Genomic DNA, 17,873 nt, shown 5'->3' on the forward strand with positions numbered 1-17,873 from the left:
CGGCTCGGCCACGACATCCTTCGTGAGTTCGATGCTCATCAGTGCGCCTCCCGCTGCTCTTCCTGGGTGCGAACGGCGTTCGCCCCCAGCACCTTCACCAGGAAGAACGCGACGGTGAAGATGAGCAGGAAGGTGATGACCGACAGCGCGGAGGCGCTGTTGGGCAGCGATTTCGATTCCGTCACCAGCATCGAGACGGTGCGGGTGGCGGCCAGGTTCCGCGTCATGATGGCGGGCAGGTCGTACAGGCGCAGCGCGTCCATGGTGCGGAACAGGATCGCCACCAGCAGAGCGGGTTTCAGCAGCGGCAGTGTGATGTTGACGAAGCGCTGCCAGGCGGACGCGCCGTCGACCCGGGCGGCCTCGTAGACGTCCTCCGGGATCACCTGCAGGCCGGCCAGAATCAGCAGCGCCATGAACGGGGTGGTCTTCCACACGTCGGCGATGATGACCGCGAAGCGGGCGGGCCAGGCGTCGGCGGTCCACAGGATGTGGGTGCCGAGCACCCGGTTCACCACACCGTTGTACTGGAACATGAACTCCCACAACCGCGCTGTGACCGCGGTCGGGATGGCCCAGGGGATCAGCACGGCGGCGCGCAGCAGCGCGCGGCCCTTGAAGGTCTTGCCCATGATGACCGCCATGCCCAGGCCGATGGTGGTCTCGAGCGCCACCGTGACCACGGTGAACAGCAGCGTGACCCCGACGGCGGCCCAGAACTGGGAGCCGGTATTGCCGGGCGGGCAGGACACGGTCTCGCCGAGCGAGTTGGTGCACTGCTGCAGCAGCCAGTGGCTGTAGTTGCCGAATCCGGCGCTGCCGCCTTCGACGAACATGCCGGTGGACTTGTCCAGGCCCGCGTCCTTCTGGAAGGACATCCACACCGCCCGGCCCACCGGATAGCCGATGACGACCGTCAGTGCGAGCAGCACCGGCGTGACGAACAGCCACGCCCGAGCCGAAACCCCGAGGGCGGCCCTCCGGCGTTTCGGCCGTGGCTGTTCGTTTCGCATTGCTTGTTCCGTCAGGTCGGGTGGCGGCGCGACATCGGTCGCTCCCGAAGGACGTGACACCTTTTCTTCTCTCCTACGGGGCTACGCGATGGATCGTGGTGGGCGCATCGGGTGTGAGCGCGGCTCAGGATCCGGCGGTTTCGATGCCCTTCTGCATGGCATCGATCGCGGCGTCGACAGATTCCGTTCCGGTGATCGCAGCATAGGCGTTGTCCTGGATGGCCTTCGACACCGCCGGGTAGAAGGGGGTCACCGGCCGCGGCACCGCGGAGGCGATGGAGTCCTTCAGCGCGGACAGGTACGGCATCTTGGCGATCAGGGCCGGGTCGTCGTACACGGAGGCCCGCACCGGCGGCAGCGCGCCGGCGGCCACGATGTGCTGGGCGTCCTCGCTGATCAGGAAGCGCAGGAAGTCCAGCGCGGTGGCCTTGTTCTTGGAGAAGGCGCTGATGGCGGCGTTGTAGCCACCGAGGGTGGACGCGCCGATGCCGTCCTTGCCGGGCAGCGGGGCGACCGCGAACTTGTCCTTGACCGCGGACGCGTCGGAGCCCGCCTCACCGAAGGAGGACGGCCAGCCGCGCATGAACATGACCTTGCCGGTGACGAAGGCGTTCTGCGACTCCGGCTCCTTGAAGGTGATGACTTCCTTCGGCATGTCGCCGTTCTTGTAGGCGTCGACCAGGGTCTGCAGGCCCTGCTTGGCCTGCGGGCTGTTCACGGTCGGGGTCTTGCCGTCGGAGCCGACGAAGCTGCCGCCGAAGGCGTTGATGACCTCGGCGGTGTTCACGGTCAGACCCTCGTACTGCGCGAACTGTCCTGCGTAGCAGCCGATTCCGGCGTCCTTGGCCTTCGGGCAGTCGGCCAGTAGCTCGGTCCAGGTCTTGGGCGGCTCGGGCACCAGGTCCTTGCGGTAGAACAGCAGGCCGCCGTTGGTGTTGCGCGGGGCCGCGTACAGGGTGCCGTTGTAGGTGGCCGACGCGACCGGCGGCGACAGCAGCGTGGAGGTGTCGATGGCGAAGGAGTCCTTCAGCGGCTGGATCCAGCCCTTGGCGGCGAACTCCGCGGTCCACGGCACGTCGAGTGCCACCACGTCGTAGTCGGATTCCTTGGCGCGCAGGTGCTGCACCAGGTCGTCGTACTGCTGGGAGGCGTCGTTGGACTGCTCCTTGAAGGTCACCTTCTCGTCCGGGTGCGCGGCGTTCCAGCGCTCGATGAGCTGCTTGACGGCGCCGGTCTCGGTGGTGTCCTTGCCCTCGACATAGGTGATCGGCCCACGGCCGGTGAGGTTTTCGGCGGTGGAGTTGCTGCCGCTGTTGCTGCTGGAGCAGCCGCTGGCGAATGTCGCCGTCAGCAATGCCGCCGAGGTCACGGCCAGCACGGCACGCGGAACCAGCGTCGATCGTAGGGACGACACCTTCTTCAAAGCCATCGCGGATACTCCAGGGTTGATGAGTGACCAGTGGCACACTCAGCCGGGGGTGCACAAGGCAAGATACATGGTGACGCTATCGTCCGCCGGGGCTACCTTGTTGATCATCCCAGAGGTTCGCGGCCGTCTCGATTCTGGACCGACGGAGCGGGGGAGCGAAGCGGAGGAGCGGAGGAGGGAAGAATCGAGACCTCGGGGCCGCGAACCAGCCCGGAGCGAAGCGGAGGGCAATTGGATACAGACAAGATGCTCACCAGGATCGGGGGACTGCTGCGGCAGGCCGAATCGACCGACAACGAGCACGAGGCCGAGGCCTTCCTGGCCGCCGCGCAGCGGCTCGCGAGCAGCTCGTCGGTGGATCTGGCGGTGGCGCGGGCACATATCGCGAATCGGGAGCGGCGGCCCACGCCGGCGCAGCGGGTGATTCCGATCGGCGAGGCCGGAAAGCGCGGGCTGCGAACCTATGTGCAGTTGTTCGTGGCCATCGCCGCGGCCAATGACGTGCGCTGCGATGTGGCCCGATCGTCGACAACGGTGTACGCCTACGGATTCGACACCGATATCGACACCTGCGAGGCGCTCTACACCAGCCTGCTGATCCAGATGGTGCGTGCCTCCGACCAGTACATCAAGTCCGGCGCCTACCGTTCGGCCACCACCGAGAAGGTGGTGATCGAGCGCCGCTACGGCCGCACCTTCCACCGGCCGGTGGAGGTGCCGGTGGCCGCGGTGACCGCGCGCCTGAACTTCCAGATGGCCTTCGCCGCCCGCATCGGCCGCCGCCTGGCGGAGGTCAAGGCGGATGTGGAGACCGAGGCGGTGCGGGCCGACGCCGCCGAATCCGTGCCCACCGGAACGGCGCTCGCCCTGCGCGACAAGGAGCTCGCGCTCACCGACTTCTACACCCGGACCTCCGAGGCGCGCGGTACCTGGCGCGGCCCGCAGGCCTCGGCCGGGTACTCGGCGGCCGCGCGGCGGGCCGGTGACCGGGCGGGTAAGGCCGCGCGGCTGGGTGATTCGCCGGAGCTGGGCGGCGTGCGGGGGGAGCTGCCCCGCGGCGCGGGCGAATAGCGAACGCGCGCATGGCCGTCCGCGATGCGCAGCGGTCCCGGGTGTACGACGCCGAGGGGCTGGTGCGCGGAATGTTCGATCGCGCCGACGAATTCGGCGCGCGGACCGTCGAAGTGCACGGGTCCCATCTCACGCTGCCGATCGAGCGGCGGTTCGCGTCGGTGGAATCGGTACAGGCGTACGTGGATCGGGTACTCGCGCTGAACTGGGTGCGCGCCCGGTGGGACGGGGCGGCGCGGCCGGTCACGGTGCGAGCGCGCGCGGGAGCGCAGGCGGCGCACTACGAGACGGCCGGGTCGGTGCTCGCGGTGCCGCTGCACGCCCATGGAACCGCCTGGGCCCTGCGCGAATTGGTGATCCTGCACGAACTCGCCCACCACCTCGAGCCGGAGCGCACCGAGGTGGCGCCGCACGGGCCCGAATTCTGCGGCCGCTACCTGGAGTTGACGGATGGTGTCATCGGGCCGGAGGCCGCGCTGTTGCTGCGCACCACCATGTATTCGTGCGGCGTGCGAATTGCCTGATCAGGGTAGAAGTTTCCGGACCCGGTCCAGGCGCTGCCGCCACCAGTCGGTCCGTTCCGGGTCGGGGTGCCGGTAGCGCTCGAGCAGGTCCGGATCGGGTGCCGGCGCGGTGCGCGGGACGGGCAGGTAGCCATCCACCGGGCGCAGCGGCTCGGTCACCACATCGCCGGTGAGCAGCGACAGGGTGTCGAGGCCGCAGGCGAAGTCCAGGTGGGGGAGGGCGCCGGCGAGGGCGACCTGGGCGGCCAGGCCCACACTGGTTTCCAGGGCGGAGGACACCAGGCAGGGGAGTCCGGCGGCCGCGGCGACCTCCAGCGCGCGCCGGACCCCGCCCAGCGGAGTGCATTTCAGCACCGCGACGTCGGCCGCACCCGCCACCGCCACCCGCAGCGGATCCTCGGCGCGGCGGATGGATTCGTCGGCGGCGATGCGCACGTCCACCCGTTTGCGGACGGCCGCCAGCTCCTCGACGGTCCGGCAGGGTTGCTCGACGTACTCCAAACCGCCTGCGGCGCGGTCGATCAGCCGGATCCGGTCGACCGCGGTGTCCACATCCCAGACCGCATTGGCGTCGACGCGCACCGCGCCGTCCGGACCGAGCGCCTCGCGGACCGCCGCCACCCGCTCCAGATCCTCGGCCAGGGAATCCGGATGGTCGGCGACCTTCACCTTGGCGGTACGGCAGCCGGATCCGATGACGATCTCCCGCGCCCGCTCCGGGCCGACCGCGGGCACGATGCAGTTCACCGGAATCCGATCCCGCACCGGTTCCGGCCATCCGGCCACGGCCTGCTCGACCGCGGTGGCCAGCCAGGCCGCCGCCTCGCGGTCGTCGTACTCGGGGAAGGCGCAGAATTCACCCCAGCCGGCGGGACCGGGAATCAGCATGCCCTCGCGAATGGTGATCCCGCGGAACCGGGTTCGCAGGGGAATCGCGTAGACCACCGCCGACTCGAAATCCACCGCATCGCCGCTGTCGCTCATCCACCGCACCCTACTCACCACCTCGGTCCGGTAAGAGGTGGCGGCGCGGCCCGGGCCCGGCGACAATGCCGAATGAAGCCGATCCCGGCTCCATAGACCTGCGCCTTGGGGGAGACCGCAAACATGAACCCGCCCAACGAGCCCCGCCGTCCGGGCCGCGACGATCATCCAGCGGGTCCGGGATCGCCGCAGCGACCCGGACGTCCGCAGCCACCCGCGCCGGGCTCGCGGCCCGGGGAACCCATCGATGCGGCGGGACCGACCCTGCCCGGCGGGAGCCGCCAGGGTCCGCCCCCACCGCCCGCGCCACCGCAGCCGCCCGCCGGTGCGCCGCGGCCCGGCGCGATGGACCCGGCCGGACCGACCGTGCCCAAGGGCGGGCGGCAGGGCCCGCCGCCGGTGCCGCCCCAGGCTCCCGGGAATGCCGGTGCTCCACCGCGGCCGGGCGGACCGGTCGGTTCGCCGCAGGATCCGCGCCCGCACTCGGTGCCGGGCGGCGCACCGCGATCGCCCGCCCGTCCCGGCTATCCGGGCCAGGCACCCGTGAGCTCCCTTGGGCCGCAGCAGCATTCCGCTCGCCCGCCGAGCGGGAACTACTCGCCGCCCGGCGGAGTGGTCCCGCCGCCCATGGGTACCGAGGTGCTGCCGCAGCCGTGGGCTTCGGATCCGCAGTACGTGGTCGGCGGCGGTTCCGCGCAGGCGCCCGGTGAGGCCGATCGGACCATGCCCGCCACGCTGCCCCCGGCGGAGGCGGCCGCGGCGGCGCTGCCGAGTGCCGCGCCGGATCGTAAGTCGCTGCGCCGCAAGGACATTCTGATCTCGGCAGTGCTGTATCTGGCCGGGGTCGCCCTGGCCTTCGGCTGGGCCTACGACCTGTTCGCGAAGCTCTTCGACCTGATCCACAATCGCTGCACCGCGAAGAAGGACTTCTCGGTGCAGTGCGTGGTGATCCGCCCACCCGCATCGGCGCTGTGGGGCCTGCTGATCGGTGGTGGCGGCATGTTCCTGGCCCTGGTCGGCGCGCTGGTGCTGGCCTCGGTGGCGGCCATGACGGGCCGCCGGGGCTGGATCTGGACCGCGATCGCGCTGCCCGTGATTCTCGTCGCGGGCGGTGCGGGGCACATCCTGGTGGCCACCGCCGTCAGCTGATGTCCACCGCTGCCGCGGAGCACCCGGCATCCTGGAAGGGTGGCCGGCTGGCGGCGGCCGCCGATCACGGCCGCGGATTGCGTTGTGACCCTGCTGATCTACATCGCGGCGTGTGGTTCGGCCTGGGTGCTGGCGGGTTTCGTGCCCGAGTACCGCGCGCTCGCGGGCTCGGGCGATGACACCCGTTTTCTCCCCTTGGCTTTCGCCGTGGCCTGGCTGGGCATCGGCCTGACCCTGCTGCTGGTGCCGCTGTGGACCCTGCGCGCCGTCCGGCTGCGGCAGCGCGCCTGGCCCACGGCCCTGGTGGCCTTTCCGCTGCTGGCCGAGTCGTGGGTGCTCGGCCTGCTGGCGGCGGTCGTGGCGGTCTCCTGCTGGGCCGCCGGGACCGGGTCAGAGGCGCTCGTAGATGGTGGCGTTGGCGAGACCGCCTGCCTCACACATGGTTTGCAGGCCGTAGCGGGCGCCACGCTCGTGCATGGCGTGCACGAGGGTGGTGGCCAGCCGCGCGCCGGAGGCGCCCAGGGGGTGGCCCAGGGCGATGGCGCCGCCGTTCACATTGACCTTCGACAGGTCGGCCCCGGTCTCCTGCGCCCAGGCCAGGACCACCGAGGAGAAGGCCTCGTTCACCTCGAACAGGTCGATGTCGGAGAGTTCGAGTCCGGAGCGCTGCAGGACCTTCCGGGTCGCGGGGATGACCGCGGTGAGCATGAGCAGCGGGTCGTCGCCGGCCACGGAGAAGCTGTGCAGCCGGGCCAGCGGGCGCAGTCCGAGCTGGTCGGCGCGTTCACTGGTCATGATGAGGGTGGCGGCGCTGCCGTCGTTGATCTGGCTGGCGTTGGCGGCGGTGATGTTCCAGCCGATCTGCGGGAAGCGGGCCGCCATCTCCTCGCTGTAGAAGGCGGGTCGCAGCCCGGCCAGCGCCTCCAGCGTGCTGCCGACGCGGATGCCCTCGTCGTGCGAGAGCCCGGCGTAGGGGGCGATCTGGGCCTCGAAGGAGCCGTTCTTGGTTGCGGCGGCGGCCTTCTCGTGGCTGGCGAGGGCGAACTCGTCGAGCTGGGTGCGGCTCAGGCCCCACTTGGCGGCGATGAGTTCGGCGCTGATGCCCTGCGGTACCAGGCCCTCCGGGTAGCGTTCGGCGAAGCCGGCGCCCGCGATGTCCTCGGTCCCGATCAGGTTGGCGCCCATGGGAACCCGGCTCATGGACTCCACGCCCGCGGCCACCACGATGTCGTAGGCCCCCGCGATGACGCCCTGGGCGGCGAAGTGGATGGCCTGCTGGCTGCTGCCGCACTGCCGGTCCACGGTGGTGGCCGGGACCGATTCGGGATAGCCGGCGGCCAGGGCCGCGCGGCGGGTGAGGTTGGAGCCCTGCTCGCCGACCTGGGTGACCACGCCGCCGATCACATCGTCGATCAGTGCCGGATCGATCTCGGTGCGCCGCACCACCTCCCGCAGGCTGTGGGCGAGCAGATCGGCGGGGTGCACACCGTGCAGGGCGCCGGTGGCCTTGCCCTTGCCGATGGGGGTGCGGACCGCTTCGACGATGACTGCGTCTCTCATGACGTTCCTTCCAGGCGCGCCGCCCCGGATTCGAGTCCGACAACGGCGTCTGACTTGATCGCTCTAAAGTCAGAGTAGGAGCTGACCATAGTGAAGGCAAGTCAGCGTTGTATGATGTGTGTCATGTCGGCGGTACTGGAGGGAAAACTCAGCGATCTGGGTTCGTGGAAGCCCGAGGCCTGTTCGATCGCGAAGGCGATGGACATCGTCGGGACGCGCTCGGCGATCCTCATCCTGCGCGAGTCGTACTACGGCACGACGCGGTTCGACGGCTTCGCGGCGCGGATCGGCATCACCGACGCGGCGGCTTCCAGCGCGCTGCGCAAACTGGTCGATGCGGGACTGCTGGAGAAGCGGCCCTATCAGGAAGAGGGCAAGCGCACCCGCAACGAATACGTGCTCACCCCGATGGGTCTGGACCTGCTGCCCGCGGTGGTGGCGCTGTGGCAGTGGGGTGACAAGTACCTGCAGGACGGCACCGCGCCACTGGAGCGGCTCGAGGATGCCACGGGCGAACCCGTGCGCGCGGAACTGCGCAGCGCGTCGGGAAACGAAGTCTCCCTGGAGAATCTGCGCATCCGGGTGAACGACGAATGGCGGCGGAAGCAGGCGCGGAGCCCTCGCGCCCGCAAATAAGGGGGCCCGGGGGCTTGGCCCCGGAACCCCCTTGGAACCGGCCGAAGGTCAGTGCAGGCGGCGTCCGTCCTCGGGATGGAAGAAGTACGTGTGGTCCGAGTCGGCGACCAGCGCGAGCCTGGTGCCCTTCGCGGGCGGGTTGCGCCAATCCGCCCGCGCCACAATGGTTTCCCCGTCACCGAGGGTGCGGCCGTAGATGTAGGCGTCGGAGCCCAGCTCCTCGACCACATCCACCTCCATGGCGATCCCGGCCCCGTCGCCGACCGAGTCGAGGTGCTCGGGCCGGATGCCGACCACCACCCGCTCGCCGGTGGCCGCCGCCACCGAACGCGGCAGCGGCAGCGGGCAGCCGCCCAGCGTGACCGAGCCATTGCCGACCGGCAGCGTGAACAGGTTCATGGCGGGCGAGCCCATGAAGCCCGCGACGAACAGGTTGGCGGGGTCGCGGTACAGGTCGCGCGGGGAGGCGCACTGCTGCAGCAGCCCGTCCTTGAGTACTGCCACCCGGTCGCCCATGGTCATGGCCTCGACCTGGTCGTGGGTGACGTAGACGGTGGTGGTGCCGAGCCGGCGCTGCAGCTGGGCGATCTGGGTGCGGGTCTGCACGCGCAGCTTGGCGTCCAGGTTGGACAGCGGCTCGTCCATGAGGAAGACCTGCGGCTGGCGCACGATGGCGCGGCCCATGGCCACGCGCTGGCGCTGACCGCCGGACAGGGCCTTGGGCTTGCGGTCCAGGTAGGGCTCCAGGTCGAGCAGCTTGGCGGCCTCGAGCACGCGCTGCTGCCGCTCCTCCTTGGCGACCTTGGCCATCTTCAGCGCGAAGCCCATGTTCTCCGCGACGCTCATGTGCGGGTAGAGCGCGTAGTTCTGGAACACCATGGCGATATCGCGTTCCTTGGGCTCGGCGTGCGTGACGTCCTTGTCCCCGATCAGGATTCGGCCGTCGCTCACCTCCTCGAGCCCAGCGAGCATGCGCAGCGAGGTGGATTTGCCGCAGCCGGAAGGGCCGACGAGAACCAGGAATTCGCCGTCGGCGATCTCCAGGTTCAGGGCGTCGACGGCGGGGTTGGCCGAGCCCGGGTAGAGCCGGGTGGCCTGGTCGAAAGTCACCGTTGCCACGGTTTCACACTTCCCTTCACCGGCAGGAACGTGCCGGACGATCCGTAGTAGAGGGTCGGCCCAGAGCGTAGCGGAGGGGCAGAATGGGGCGCAGTGATCACCGACGGAGGAGCACCTCATGAGCCGACCGATTCGTATCGGAGTTCAGTTGCAGCCGCAGCACGCGCCCACCTACGGATTGATCCGGGACGCGGTGCGGCGGTGTGAGGACATCGGCGTCGACATCGTCTTCAACTGGGACCACTTCTATCCGCTGTACGGGGACCCGGAGGGCGCGCACTTCGAGTGCTGGACCATGCTGGGCGCCATCGCCGAGCAGACCGAGCGGGTGGAGCTCGGCGCGCTGGTCACCGGCGGCGGTTACCGGAATCCGGATCTGCTGGCCGATATGGCCCGCACCGTGGACCACATCAGCAACGGGCGCCTCATTCTCGGTATCGGCGCGGGCTGGTTCCAGAAGGACTACGACCAGTACGGCTACGAATTCGGCACGGCCGGAAGCCGGCTGGCGCTGCTGAAGGATTCCATGGCCCGCCTCACCGATCGGCTGGCCAAGCTGAACCCGCAGCCGGTGCGCGACATCCCCATCCTGATCGGTGGCGGCGGCGAGAAGAAGACGCTGCGGCTGGTCGCCCAGTACGGCGATATCTGGCACAGCTTCTCCGACATCGACGTGCTGCAGCGCAAGATCGGCATCCTGGGCGAGCACTGCGCCGAGGTCGGCACCGATCCCACCGCCATCGAGAAGTCCGTCGCCTGGCCGGGCCTGGATCAGGTGGAGGGCTACGCGGACGCGGGCGTGACACTGTTCACCGTGAGCTCGGGCGGGCCGGACTACGACATGAGCCGGATCCAGGAGGCCGTGGCCTGGCGGGACGGCTTCAATCAGCGTTAGCGACGCGCCTGAACTGTGATGTGCGCCGAATCGGGCCGAGGCTGACTCTGGCCTGGCAGACCACCCCCACTAGGGTGGTCTGCCATGGTTTCTTTGCGGCAGCGCGCAGGTCGTCCCCGGCGCTTGCCGGCCTTGGCGGGAATTGTGCTGGTCGGTCTGCTCGGTATCGCGACGCTCGCGGGCAGTGCCGGTGCCGATGATCGCGATCTGTGTTCGCCGCCCGGCCAGGCCGCGGCCAGCGCCGCACCGACCAATCTGGCCTCCGGGCAGCAGAACGCGGGCGCGGACCGGTTCACCACCGCCACCACCGAGCCGCCCGCCAAGATCGATATCAGCAAGCTGGGCCTGCTGACGCCCGGCAAGCTCAGCGTCGGCACCCTCTCCGACGCGCCGCCGAGCATCTGCGTCAACTCCAAGGGCGTGTTCACCGGCTTCGACAACGAGCTGCTGAAGGCCATCGGCGCGAAGCTCGGCCTGCAGGTGGAGTTCACCGGCACCGAGTTCGCCGGCCTGCTGGCGCAGGTCGCCAACGGCCGCTTCGACATCGGCTCCTCCAGTATCACCACCACCGACGCGCGGCGGCAGCTGGTCGACTTCACCAATGGCTACGACTTCGGCTATTTCTCGCTGGTGGTGCCGAACGGCAGTGCCATCAAGGGTTTCGCGGATCTGCACCGCGGCAATCGGGTCGGCGTCGTGCAGGGCACCGTGCAGGACGAGTACGCCGTCAACGAACTGCACCTGGACCCGGTGAAGTTCCCCGACTACAACACCGCCTACGCGAATCTGAAGACCGGCCAGATCGACGCCTGGGTCGCGCCGTCGCAGCAGGCCATCGGCGCCATCAAGCCGGGTGACCCGACCTCGATCGTGCAGAACACCTTCAGCGTCAACAACTTCACCGCCTGGGCGGTGCGCAAGGGCAATCAGCCGCTCACCGACGCGCTCAATGCCGGGCTGGACGCGGTGATCGCCGACGGCACCTACGCCGAGCTGTACGAGGACTGGGTGCCGCGGGAGCTGCCGCCGGGCTGGAAGCCGGGTTCCAAAGCCGTTGCGGCGCCGCAGCTCCCGGACTTCGCCAAGATCGCGGCCGAGAACGCGGGCAACCGGCCCGACAACAGCGCGGTGCAGCCGAAATCCACGGCGCAGCAGCTGAAGGACACCTTCTTCGACTGGTCGCTGTACCGCAAGGCCTTCCCGGACCTGATCAAGACCGGTCTGCCCAATACCTTGATCCTGGCGCTGGTCTCGGGCCTGCTGGGCACCGTGCTCGGCATGCTGCTCGCGGTGGCGGGCATCTCCCGCACTCGCTGGTTGCGCTGGCCCGCACGGGTTTACACCGACATCTTCCGCGGCCTGCCCGCCGTGGTGATCATCCTGATCATCGGCCTGGGCGTGGGACCGGTGGTCAAGAACGTCACCGGCAACAATCCCTACTGGCTGGGCGCGATCGCGCTGGCGCTGCTGGCCGCCGCCTACATCGGTGAGATCTTCCGCTCCGGCATCCAGTCGGTGGAAGCCGGACAGCTGGAGGCCGCCCGCGCCATCGGTTTCGGCTACCGGCAGGCCATGACGCTGGTGGTGATCCCGCAGGGCGTGCGCCGGGTGCTGCCCGCGCTGATGAACCAGTTCATCGCGCTGATCAAGGACTCCTCGCTCATCTACTTCCTGGGCCTGCTGGCCACCCAGCGCGAACTGTTCGCGGTGGGCCGGGATCTCAACGCGCAGACCGGGAATCTGTCGCCGCTGGTGGCGGCGGGCCTGATGTACCTGCTGCTGACGGTGCCGCTCACCCACCTGGTCAACTACATCGACAAGCGCATGCGCGAGGGCCGTCCCCAGGGCGGGCCCGATCCCGCGGACCCGGTCGAACAGGCCGTCATCACGGAAGGGCGTGGAGCATGAGTGCCTCCCTCACCGGCACCGGCCTGCGATTGACGCTGGGCCGCAACGAGATTCTGCGCGGCGTGGACGTGCACGTGGATGCCGGCAAGACCACCACGGTGATCGGGCCGTCCGGCTCCGGCAAATCCACGCTGCTGCGGGTGCTCAACCGCCTGCACGAACCCGATGCCGGCGACATCCTGCTCGGCGGTAAGTCGGTGCTGGGCGAGAACCCGGACCGGCTGCGGCAGCGGATCGGCATGGTGTTCCAGCACTTCAACCTGTTCCCGCACATGACGGTCGCGGACAATATCGCGCTCGGCCCGCGCAAACTGCACGGCCTGTCCAAGGAGCAGGCGCGCACGCTGGCGGTCCAGCAGCTGGAGGCGGTCGGCCTGGCCGGCAAGGCGGATGTGCGCCCGGCCAACCTGTCCGGCGGTCAGCAGCAGCGGGTGGCCATCGCGCGGGCGCTGGCCATGAAGCCGGACATCATGTTCTTCGACGAGGCCACCTCGGCCCTGGATCCCGAACTGGTCAAGGGCGTGCTCGCGCTCATGTCCGAGCTCGCCGGGGGCGGGATGTCCATGATCGTGGTGACCCACGAGATGAGCTTCGCCCGTTCGGTTTCCGACCAGGTGGTTTTCATGGATTACGGCCAGGTGATCGAAACCGGCAAGCCCGAGGCGCTTTTCGAGAACGCCGAAACCCCGCGGCTGCGCCAGTTCCTGTCGCAGGTGCTGTGAACGACGCCCGGGGCGGGGATCACCGCGCCCGCGGGCGCGGCTAACTGCTGCCGCTGAAGGGCATGTTCGCGAAGCGGGCGAAATCACCCTGGGCGCCGCTGTAGACATTGAGGTCCACGGCTCCGCCGATGCCGGGGATATTGCCCGAGCTGGTGGTCTGCCAGAACGTCCACGTCGGCCAGCCGCCCGGCACCTCGGGCTTGTCATTGCCCCGGTAGTCGGCGATCCACAGCGGGTAGCTGGTGAACTGATTGGTGTCGGCCATGGCCGTCTGCCAGAAGCGGGGATAGGTGTAGATGACCGGCATGCGGCCGGTCAGGGCCCGGACCGTGTCGAGATAGCGGTGGGTCCAGTCGATGAGCGCCGCGGGCGGCAGTCCGCCGGAGTCCTCGAGGTCCAGCACCGGCGGTAGGTCGAGCATCCCGTTCTGGCCGAGCACCATCGTCGAGTAGAAGGCGGCCTGGGGTTCCGGCGGCAGGTTCGGGCGCGCGAAATGGTAGGTGCCGCGCGCGACTCCGGCCACCCGCATGGCCAGGCTGTCCTGCACGAAGAACGGGTTCACGTAGCTGAGGCCCTCGGTGGCCTTGAGCATGGAGAACTCGTATCCGGCTCCGCGCACCGCGAACCAGTTGATGCCCCCGCCTCCCGGGTGTTGCCAGGAGGCCACATCCGGGCCGTCGATATCGGCGGCGGCCACCCCCACCGGGGTTGCCATGAGGATGCTTGTAGCTGCGACTGTTAGCGCTTTCATCAGGCTGCGTCCGGTCATGCCCCGAAAGGCTAGGCCGATCGCCCACTATGGCCGGGAAGGCAGGGCGGTGATGTTTGCCAATCGTTAACTCGAATCAGCCCAGCCAGTCCAGCACCGACGCGGCGGTCCAGGACTGCTGCATGCTGCCCAGCGGCTCGCCGGTGAAGGGCTCGTAGTACTCCGCGAAACTGCCGTCGCTGGCCTGCCGCAGCCCCTCGGCGCGCAGCATGAACGAGCGTTCCGCCCAGCCGCGGCGGGCGAAGACCCAGGAGAACAGCCAGCTGATCACCGGCCACACCGGCCCGCGCCAGTACTCGCGTGGGCGGAAGTCCCTGGACACCGGGGAGGTCGAGGGCGGCAGCGCGTAGCGCAGATCCGGATGCCCGCACCAGCGCGGGCCCTCGAACAGGCGCAGCAGCCGCCGTTCGGCGTCGCGCGGCAGTCCGCCGCTGAGCAGCGGCGCGAAGAGGGCCAGGGTCTCGGTATCGATCCACTGGTCCGCGCGCACATCGAAGTCGCGCGCCGCGCCGGTGCGGGCGTCGGTGGTGGCGACCACGCCCGCGCGGAAGTAGTCGGCCCACTCGTAGAGCTCGCGCACATCCGCGTGCGGCTGCTTGTAGTCCTCGCCGATATTGGCCAGCACATCGCAGGCCAGCGCGAAGATGGCGGTCACGAACACGTCCTCGACCGCGAAGCTCATGGTCGAGGCCAGCTGGTAGTCGTCGTAGCCGGCCCGGCGCATCTGCTCGACCAGCCACAGGTAGCGGTCGTACTCGCGGTCCGAGGGCCGCTGCGTGGGATCGCCCACCACCTGGGTGTCCGCGCGCTCGTAGGGCGGCAGGTCCGGACCGGGAATCACGTTCTCGTAGGCGCGATCCCAGCGCGGCGAATTGTCCATGCCGGATTCCCAGCCGTGGTACAGCGTGATCCGGCCGTGCTGCTTGGGATCACGGGCATAGGCCAGCCAGCGGTGCCAGCGCATGAGATCGGGCCAGCGCCGGTTCAGGAAGTCCTCGGCGACCGCGCGGGTGCTGCGGCCGTGCCGGCGCGAGTGATCCAGAATCCGTTGCACCGCAATGGCATGCACGGGCGGCTGGGTGATGCCCGAGGTGTCCGGGCCGTCGGGGGCGTCGGCGGCCAGGCGGCGGCATTCCCAGCGCGCGGGTCCGGGGAAGTAGCCGTCCACGCCATTGGCGAAGACGATGTGCGGGATCATCCCGTTGCGCCACTGCGCCGAGAGCAGGGTGTCGAGTTCCAGCGCGGCGCGCTCCACGCTGAGCGGGGCCAGGCCCACCGCCACGAAGGCCGCGTCCCAGCTCCACATGTGCGGGTACAGCTTGGGTGCGGCGCTGGTCATGGTGCCCAGGTCATTGCCGCGCAGCAGGTAGGCGGCGCGGGCCGCGAGCTGGGTGGGCGTGAATCCCGGGTGTGTCATCGCCCTATTCTGCGCCCCCACCCGCAGGTATGCGCGATGGACGGGTGGGTCCTGATCGCCAGATTGCACTTCGTTCGCCTTCTCGTGGATCAGCTAGCGGTGGTGTGCCCGACCGGAGCATCGCGGGCCGAGGTAACGCGGTTACGGTCATCACATGGCGAATCCCGCGAAGTCCAGCACCGACCAGCCGACCGCGCTGATCACCGGAGCCAGCCGGGGGCTCGGCGCGGCCATTGCCCGCGAACTGGCGCCCACGCATCGGCTGCTGCTGGGTGCGCGCACGCCCCGGGCCCTGGAACCGATACTGCGTGAACTGCCCGGCAGCGCCGGATGGCCGGTGGATCTCACCGACTACGCCGCGGTAGCGCGCGCTGTAGCGGGCATCGAACGGCTGGATGTACTGGTGCACAATGCCGGAATCGCCGACCTGGGAACGATAGCCGATTCCTCGGTGGCGCAGTGGCGGAATACGTTGGAAGCCAACCTGATCGCGGTCGCGGAGTTGACCAGGGTGTTGCTGCCCGCGCTGCGCGCCGCCAACGGCCATGTGGTGCTGATCAATTCGGGGGCCGGGCTGCGGGCCAATCCCGGCTGGGGCGTGTACGCGGCCAGCAAGTTCGGGCTGCGCGCCTTCGGCGACGTACTGCGCCTGGAGGAGCCCGCGCTGCGGGTGACCTCGGTGCATCCCGGGCGCATCGACACCGACATGCAGCGCGAGATCATCGCGGGGGAGGGCCGCGAGTACCGGCCGGGCGAATTCCTCAGGGCCGAAACGGTTGCCCGCGCCGTGCGGCAGGCTGTGGAGACCCCGAGTGACGCGCATCCCACCGAAATCGTGCTGCGTCCCATCCCACACTGAGAGCAGCCTTAAATTCGGTCCTGAATTTCAATCATTTCGCACAGAATTGGTGCCCAGTTCACGGCGCGTAGATATAACGGGTAGGCCTTGCGAGGGAGGCGAGGCCGGGAAATATATATCTTCGGAGTGAACGACAGAGATGGATAGACGACAGCTGCTCATGATGCTCGCGGCGGGCACTGCGGCGGCGCTGACCGGCTGCTCCGTGGAGTCCGGCCCCTCCCACAAGGTGACGCCACGCATCAGCGGACCCGCCGGAACACCGTCGGCGGCACCGACTCCGAAGGTGCTCGCCGCGCCGCCGGCCGCACAGAAATCCCGCATTCCCGCCGGGACGATTACCGGATTGCCCGGCACCGGCAACGATTTGGCACTCACCGTCGACGACGGCGCCGATCCGGCCGTGGTCGGCGCGTATATCAAATTCGCCAAGGACACCGGGGCGCGGTTCACCTTCTTCGTCACCGCAAATTACGACTCCTGGACCATGCACCGGGCCGAGCTGCGGCCGCTGGTGGACGCCGGGCAGATCCAGCTGGGCAATCACACCTGGGACCACCCGGATCTCACCAAACTGTCCGCCACCGAGGTGGCCACGCAGCTCACCCAGGCAAAGACGTTCCTGCGCAACACCTTCGGCGTGGACGGGACGCCGTATTTCCGCCCTCCCTACGGCCGCCACAATGCTACGGTCGACAAGGTGGCAGCGGATCTCGGATACACCGTCCCCACGATGTGGTACGGCTCGCTGTCCGACTCCGGTGTCATTACCGAGGACTATCTGATCGAGTGTGCGCGAAAGTATTTCAACGCACAGGCCATTGTCATCGGACATGCCAATCATCCCGCCGTGACGCACTGCTACGACCGTCTGGCCGAGATCATCCGGGAGCGCAACCTGTCCATGGTGACGCTCAACGATGTGCTGGTCTCGCCGACGTAGCCGGTTTTCGCTGGGGGAGCGGAAGTTTCAACCGTAGTGAATTGAATGAGGGTCGCAATGGACAGACGACGGCTGCTGACGATGCTGGCGGCGGGTACGGCCGCCACCCTGCTGGGCACGGGCGAATCGCGCGCCGACTTCCCCTTCGACATCGGATCCGGCAGCGGAATCATTCCCCAGCTGCCCGGGATACCGCAGGTGACACCGGATTTCGGGCCCAAGACACCGATCGGGCCGGGCACCATCACCGCGCTGCCTGGCGCCGGAAACCATATGGCGCTCACCATCGATGACGGCGCCAGTTCCGAAACCATCCGCGGCTTCATCGATTTCGCCCGGGACACCGGGGCTCGGCTGACCTTCTTCGTGACCGCCTACTATCCGGGCTGGCTCGACCACCGGGATGTGCTGCGCCCCCTGGTCGACTCGGGTCAGGTGCAGCTCGGCAACCACACCTGGGACCACCCGGACCTGACCAAGCTGTCCGGCGGCGCCATCGCCGACCAGCTCGAGCGGTGCAAGGACTTCCTCTGGAACCAGTACGGCACCGACGGCACGCCCTACTACCGCCCGCCCTTCGGCCGCCACAACGGCAGCGTCGACGCCGTCGCCGCCGACTGCGGCTACACCGTCCCGACCATGTGGTATGGCACCCTGAACGACACCAATCCGGTCATCAACGACGGCATGCTCCTCGATGCCGCGCGCCAGTGGTTCCGGGCCCAGTCCATCGTCATCGGTCACGCCAACCGGCCGACGGTCACCCACCTCTACGACCAGCTCACCGACATCATCCGGGAACGCAGCCTGCAGCTGGTGACCCTCGACGACGTCCTGATCCCGCCCCGGTAGGACTGCGCCGCACACGCGTTCGG

Annotated in this window: 17 protein-coding genes; 10 read left to right on the plus strand and 7 right to left on the minus strand. The window is 68.9% G+C overall.

What is annotated here, in order from left to right; all coding sequences use genetic code 11:
- Positions 1-38: 38 nt before the first annotated feature.
- Together ABZV44_RS25595 and ABZV44_RS25600 are read right to left on the minus strand one after the other, a co-directional pair.
- Complete coding sequence (locus ABZV44_RS25595; RefSeq protein WP_354841048.1) at positions 39-1,013, minus strand: sugar ABC transporter permease; 975 nt, start codon at positions 1,011-1,013, stop codon at positions 39-41.
- Between the two features lie 124 nt (positions 1,014-1,137).
- Positions 1,138-2,442 carry an ABC transporter substrate-binding protein gene (locus ABZV44_RS25600; RefSeq protein ID WP_354841051.1) on the minus strand — a complete coding sequence of 435 codons (1,305 nt, stop codon included), beginning with the start codon at positions 2,440-2,442 and terminating at the stop codon, positions 1,138-1,140.
- A gap of 231 nt (positions 2,443-2,673) precedes the next feature.
- On the opposite strand from ABZV44_RS25600, the gene ABZV44_RS25605 reads away from it, so the two are divergent.
- Both ABZV44_RS25605 and ABZV44_RS25610 read left to right on the plus strand, forming a co-directional pair.
- On the plus strand, positions 2,674-3,513 hold the full coding sequence (locus tag ABZV44_RS25605; RefSeq protein WP_354841054.1) for a DUF2786 domain-containing protein: 840 nt from the start codon (positions 2,674-2,676) through the stop codon (positions 3,511-3,513).
- Positions 3,514-3,524: 11 nt separating this feature from the next.
- The gene (locus tag ABZV44_RS25610) at positions 3,525-4,037 is read left to right on the plus strand and encodes a TIGR04338 family metallohydrolase (protein WP_354841057.1); all 513 of its coding nucleotides are present in this window, start codon (positions 3,525-3,527) and stop codon (positions 4,035-4,037) included.
- Here the strand turns inward: ABZV44_RS25610 and ABZV44_RS25615 are convergent, their stop codons facing one another.
- Positions 4,038-5,021, minus strand: a complete 984-nt coding sequence (locus tag ABZV44_RS25615; RefSeq protein ID WP_354841060.1) for an o-succinylbenzoate synthase — start codon at positions 5,019-5,021, stop codon at positions 4,038-4,040.
- Between the two features lie 123 nt (positions 5,022-5,144).
- Between ABZV44_RS25615 and ABZV44_RS25620 the strand changes: the two genes are divergently transcribed.
- A complete protein-coding gene (locus ABZV44_RS25620) occupies positions 5,145-6,170 on the plus strand; it encodes a hypothetical protein (protein ID WP_354841063.1) in 1,026 nt (341 codons plus the stop codon).
- 390 nt (positions 6,171-6,560) lie between these two features.
- Here the strand turns inward: ABZV44_RS25620 and ABZV44_RS25625 are convergent, their stop codons facing one another.
- Positions 6,561-7,730 carry a thiolase family protein gene (locus ABZV44_RS25625; RefSeq protein ID WP_354841065.1) on the minus strand — a complete coding sequence of 390 codons (1,170 nt, stop codon included), beginning with the start codon at positions 7,728-7,730 and terminating at the stop codon, positions 6,561-6,563.
- Positions 7,731-7,853: 123 nt separating this feature from the next.
- Here ABZV44_RS25625 and ABZV44_RS25630 point away from each other — a divergent pair, with 123 nt between their 5' ends.
- On the plus strand, positions 7,854-8,366 hold the full coding sequence (locus ABZV44_RS25630; protein ID WP_354841068.1) for a helix-turn-helix domain-containing protein: 513 nt from the start codon (positions 7,854-7,856) through the stop codon (positions 8,364-8,366).
- A gap of 48 nt (positions 8,367-8,414) precedes the next feature.
- On the opposite strand, the gene ugpC is transcribed toward ABZV44_RS25630, so the two are convergent.
- On the minus strand, positions 8,415-9,485 hold the full coding sequence (gene ugpC / locus ABZV44_RS25635; RefSeq protein ID WP_354841070.1) for a sn-glycerol-3-phosphate ABC transporter ATP-binding protein UgpC: 1,071 nt from the start codon (positions 9,483-9,485) through the stop codon (positions 8,415-8,417).
- 118 nt (positions 9,486-9,603) lie between these two features.
- On the opposite strand from ugpC, the gene ABZV44_RS25640 reads away from it, so the two are divergent.
- The 3 genes from ABZV44_RS25640 to ABZV44_RS25650 all read left to right on the plus strand — a co-directional run bounded on the left by ABZV44_RS25640 (position 9,604) and on the right by ABZV44_RS25650 (position 13,010).
- Entirely contained in the window at positions 9,604-10,380 is a 777-nt protein-coding gene (locus ABZV44_RS25640; protein ID WP_354841073.1) for an LLM class F420-dependent oxidoreductase, read from the plus strand.
- 84 nt (positions 10,381-10,464) lie between these two features.
- Positions 10,465-12,288 carry an ABC transporter substrate-binding protein/permease gene (locus tag ABZV44_RS25645; RefSeq protein ID WP_354841076.1) on the plus strand — a complete coding sequence of 608 codons (1,824 nt, stop codon included), beginning with the start codon at positions 10,465-10,467 and terminating at the stop codon, positions 12,286-12,288.
- Positions 12,285-13,010: an amino acid ABC transporter ATP-binding protein gene (locus ABZV44_RS25650; protein WP_354841079.1), complete on the plus strand. Its 726-nt coding sequence runs from the start codon at positions 12,285-12,287 to the stop codon at positions 13,008-13,010. The genes ABZV44_RS25645 and ABZV44_RS25650 overlap by 4 nt, the downstream gene beginning before the upstream one ends.
- A gap of 40 nt (positions 13,011-13,050) precedes the next feature.
- Here the strand turns inward: ABZV44_RS25650 and ABZV44_RS25655 are convergent, their stop codons facing one another.
- Together ABZV44_RS25655 and ABZV44_RS25660 are read right to left on the minus strand one after the other, a co-directional pair.
- Positions 13,051-13,725 (minus strand): glycoside hydrolase family 25 protein, encoded by a 675-nt coding sequence (locus tag ABZV44_RS25655; RefSeq protein ID WP_354841082.1) that lies wholly within the window; start codon positions 13,723-13,725, stop codon positions 13,051-13,053.
- A 130-nt stretch (positions 13,726-13,855) separates the two neighbouring features.
- Positions 13,856-15,196 carry a glycogen debranching protein gene (locus ABZV44_RS25660; protein ID WP_354841085.1) on the minus strand — a complete coding sequence of 447 codons (1,341 nt, stop codon included), beginning with the start codon at positions 15,194-15,196 and terminating at the stop codon, positions 13,856-13,858.
- Positions 15,197-15,350: 154 nt separating this feature from the next.
- On the opposite strand from ABZV44_RS25660, the gene ABZV44_RS25665 reads away from it, so the two are divergent.
- The 3 genes from ABZV44_RS25665 (at position 15,351) to ABZV44_RS25675 (ending at position 17,850) form a co-directional block, all read left to right on the plus strand.
- Positions 15,351-16,055, plus strand: a complete 705-nt coding sequence (locus ABZV44_RS25665; RefSeq protein WP_354841088.1) for an SDR family oxidoreductase — start codon at positions 15,351-15,353, stop codon at positions 16,053-16,055.
- Positions 16,056-16,194: 139 nt separating this feature from the next.
- On the plus strand, positions 16,195-16,998 hold the full coding sequence (locus ABZV44_RS25670) for a polysaccharide deacetylase family protein (RefSeq protein WP_354841091.1): 804 nt from the start codon (positions 16,195-16,197) through the stop codon (positions 16,996-16,998).
- Between the two features lie 57 nt (positions 16,999-17,055).
- Positions 17,056-17,850 (plus strand): polysaccharide deacetylase family protein, encoded by a 795-nt coding sequence (locus tag ABZV44_RS25675; RefSeq protein WP_354841094.1) that lies wholly within the window; start codon positions 17,056-17,058, stop codon positions 17,848-17,850.
- Positions 17,851-17,873: the final 23 nt, after the last annotated feature.

It is taken from the genome of Nocardia sp. NPDC004860 (assembly GCF_040609015.1).
Classification (GTDB): Bacteria; Actinomycetota; Actinomycetes; order Mycobacteriales; family Mycobacteriaceae; genus Nocardia.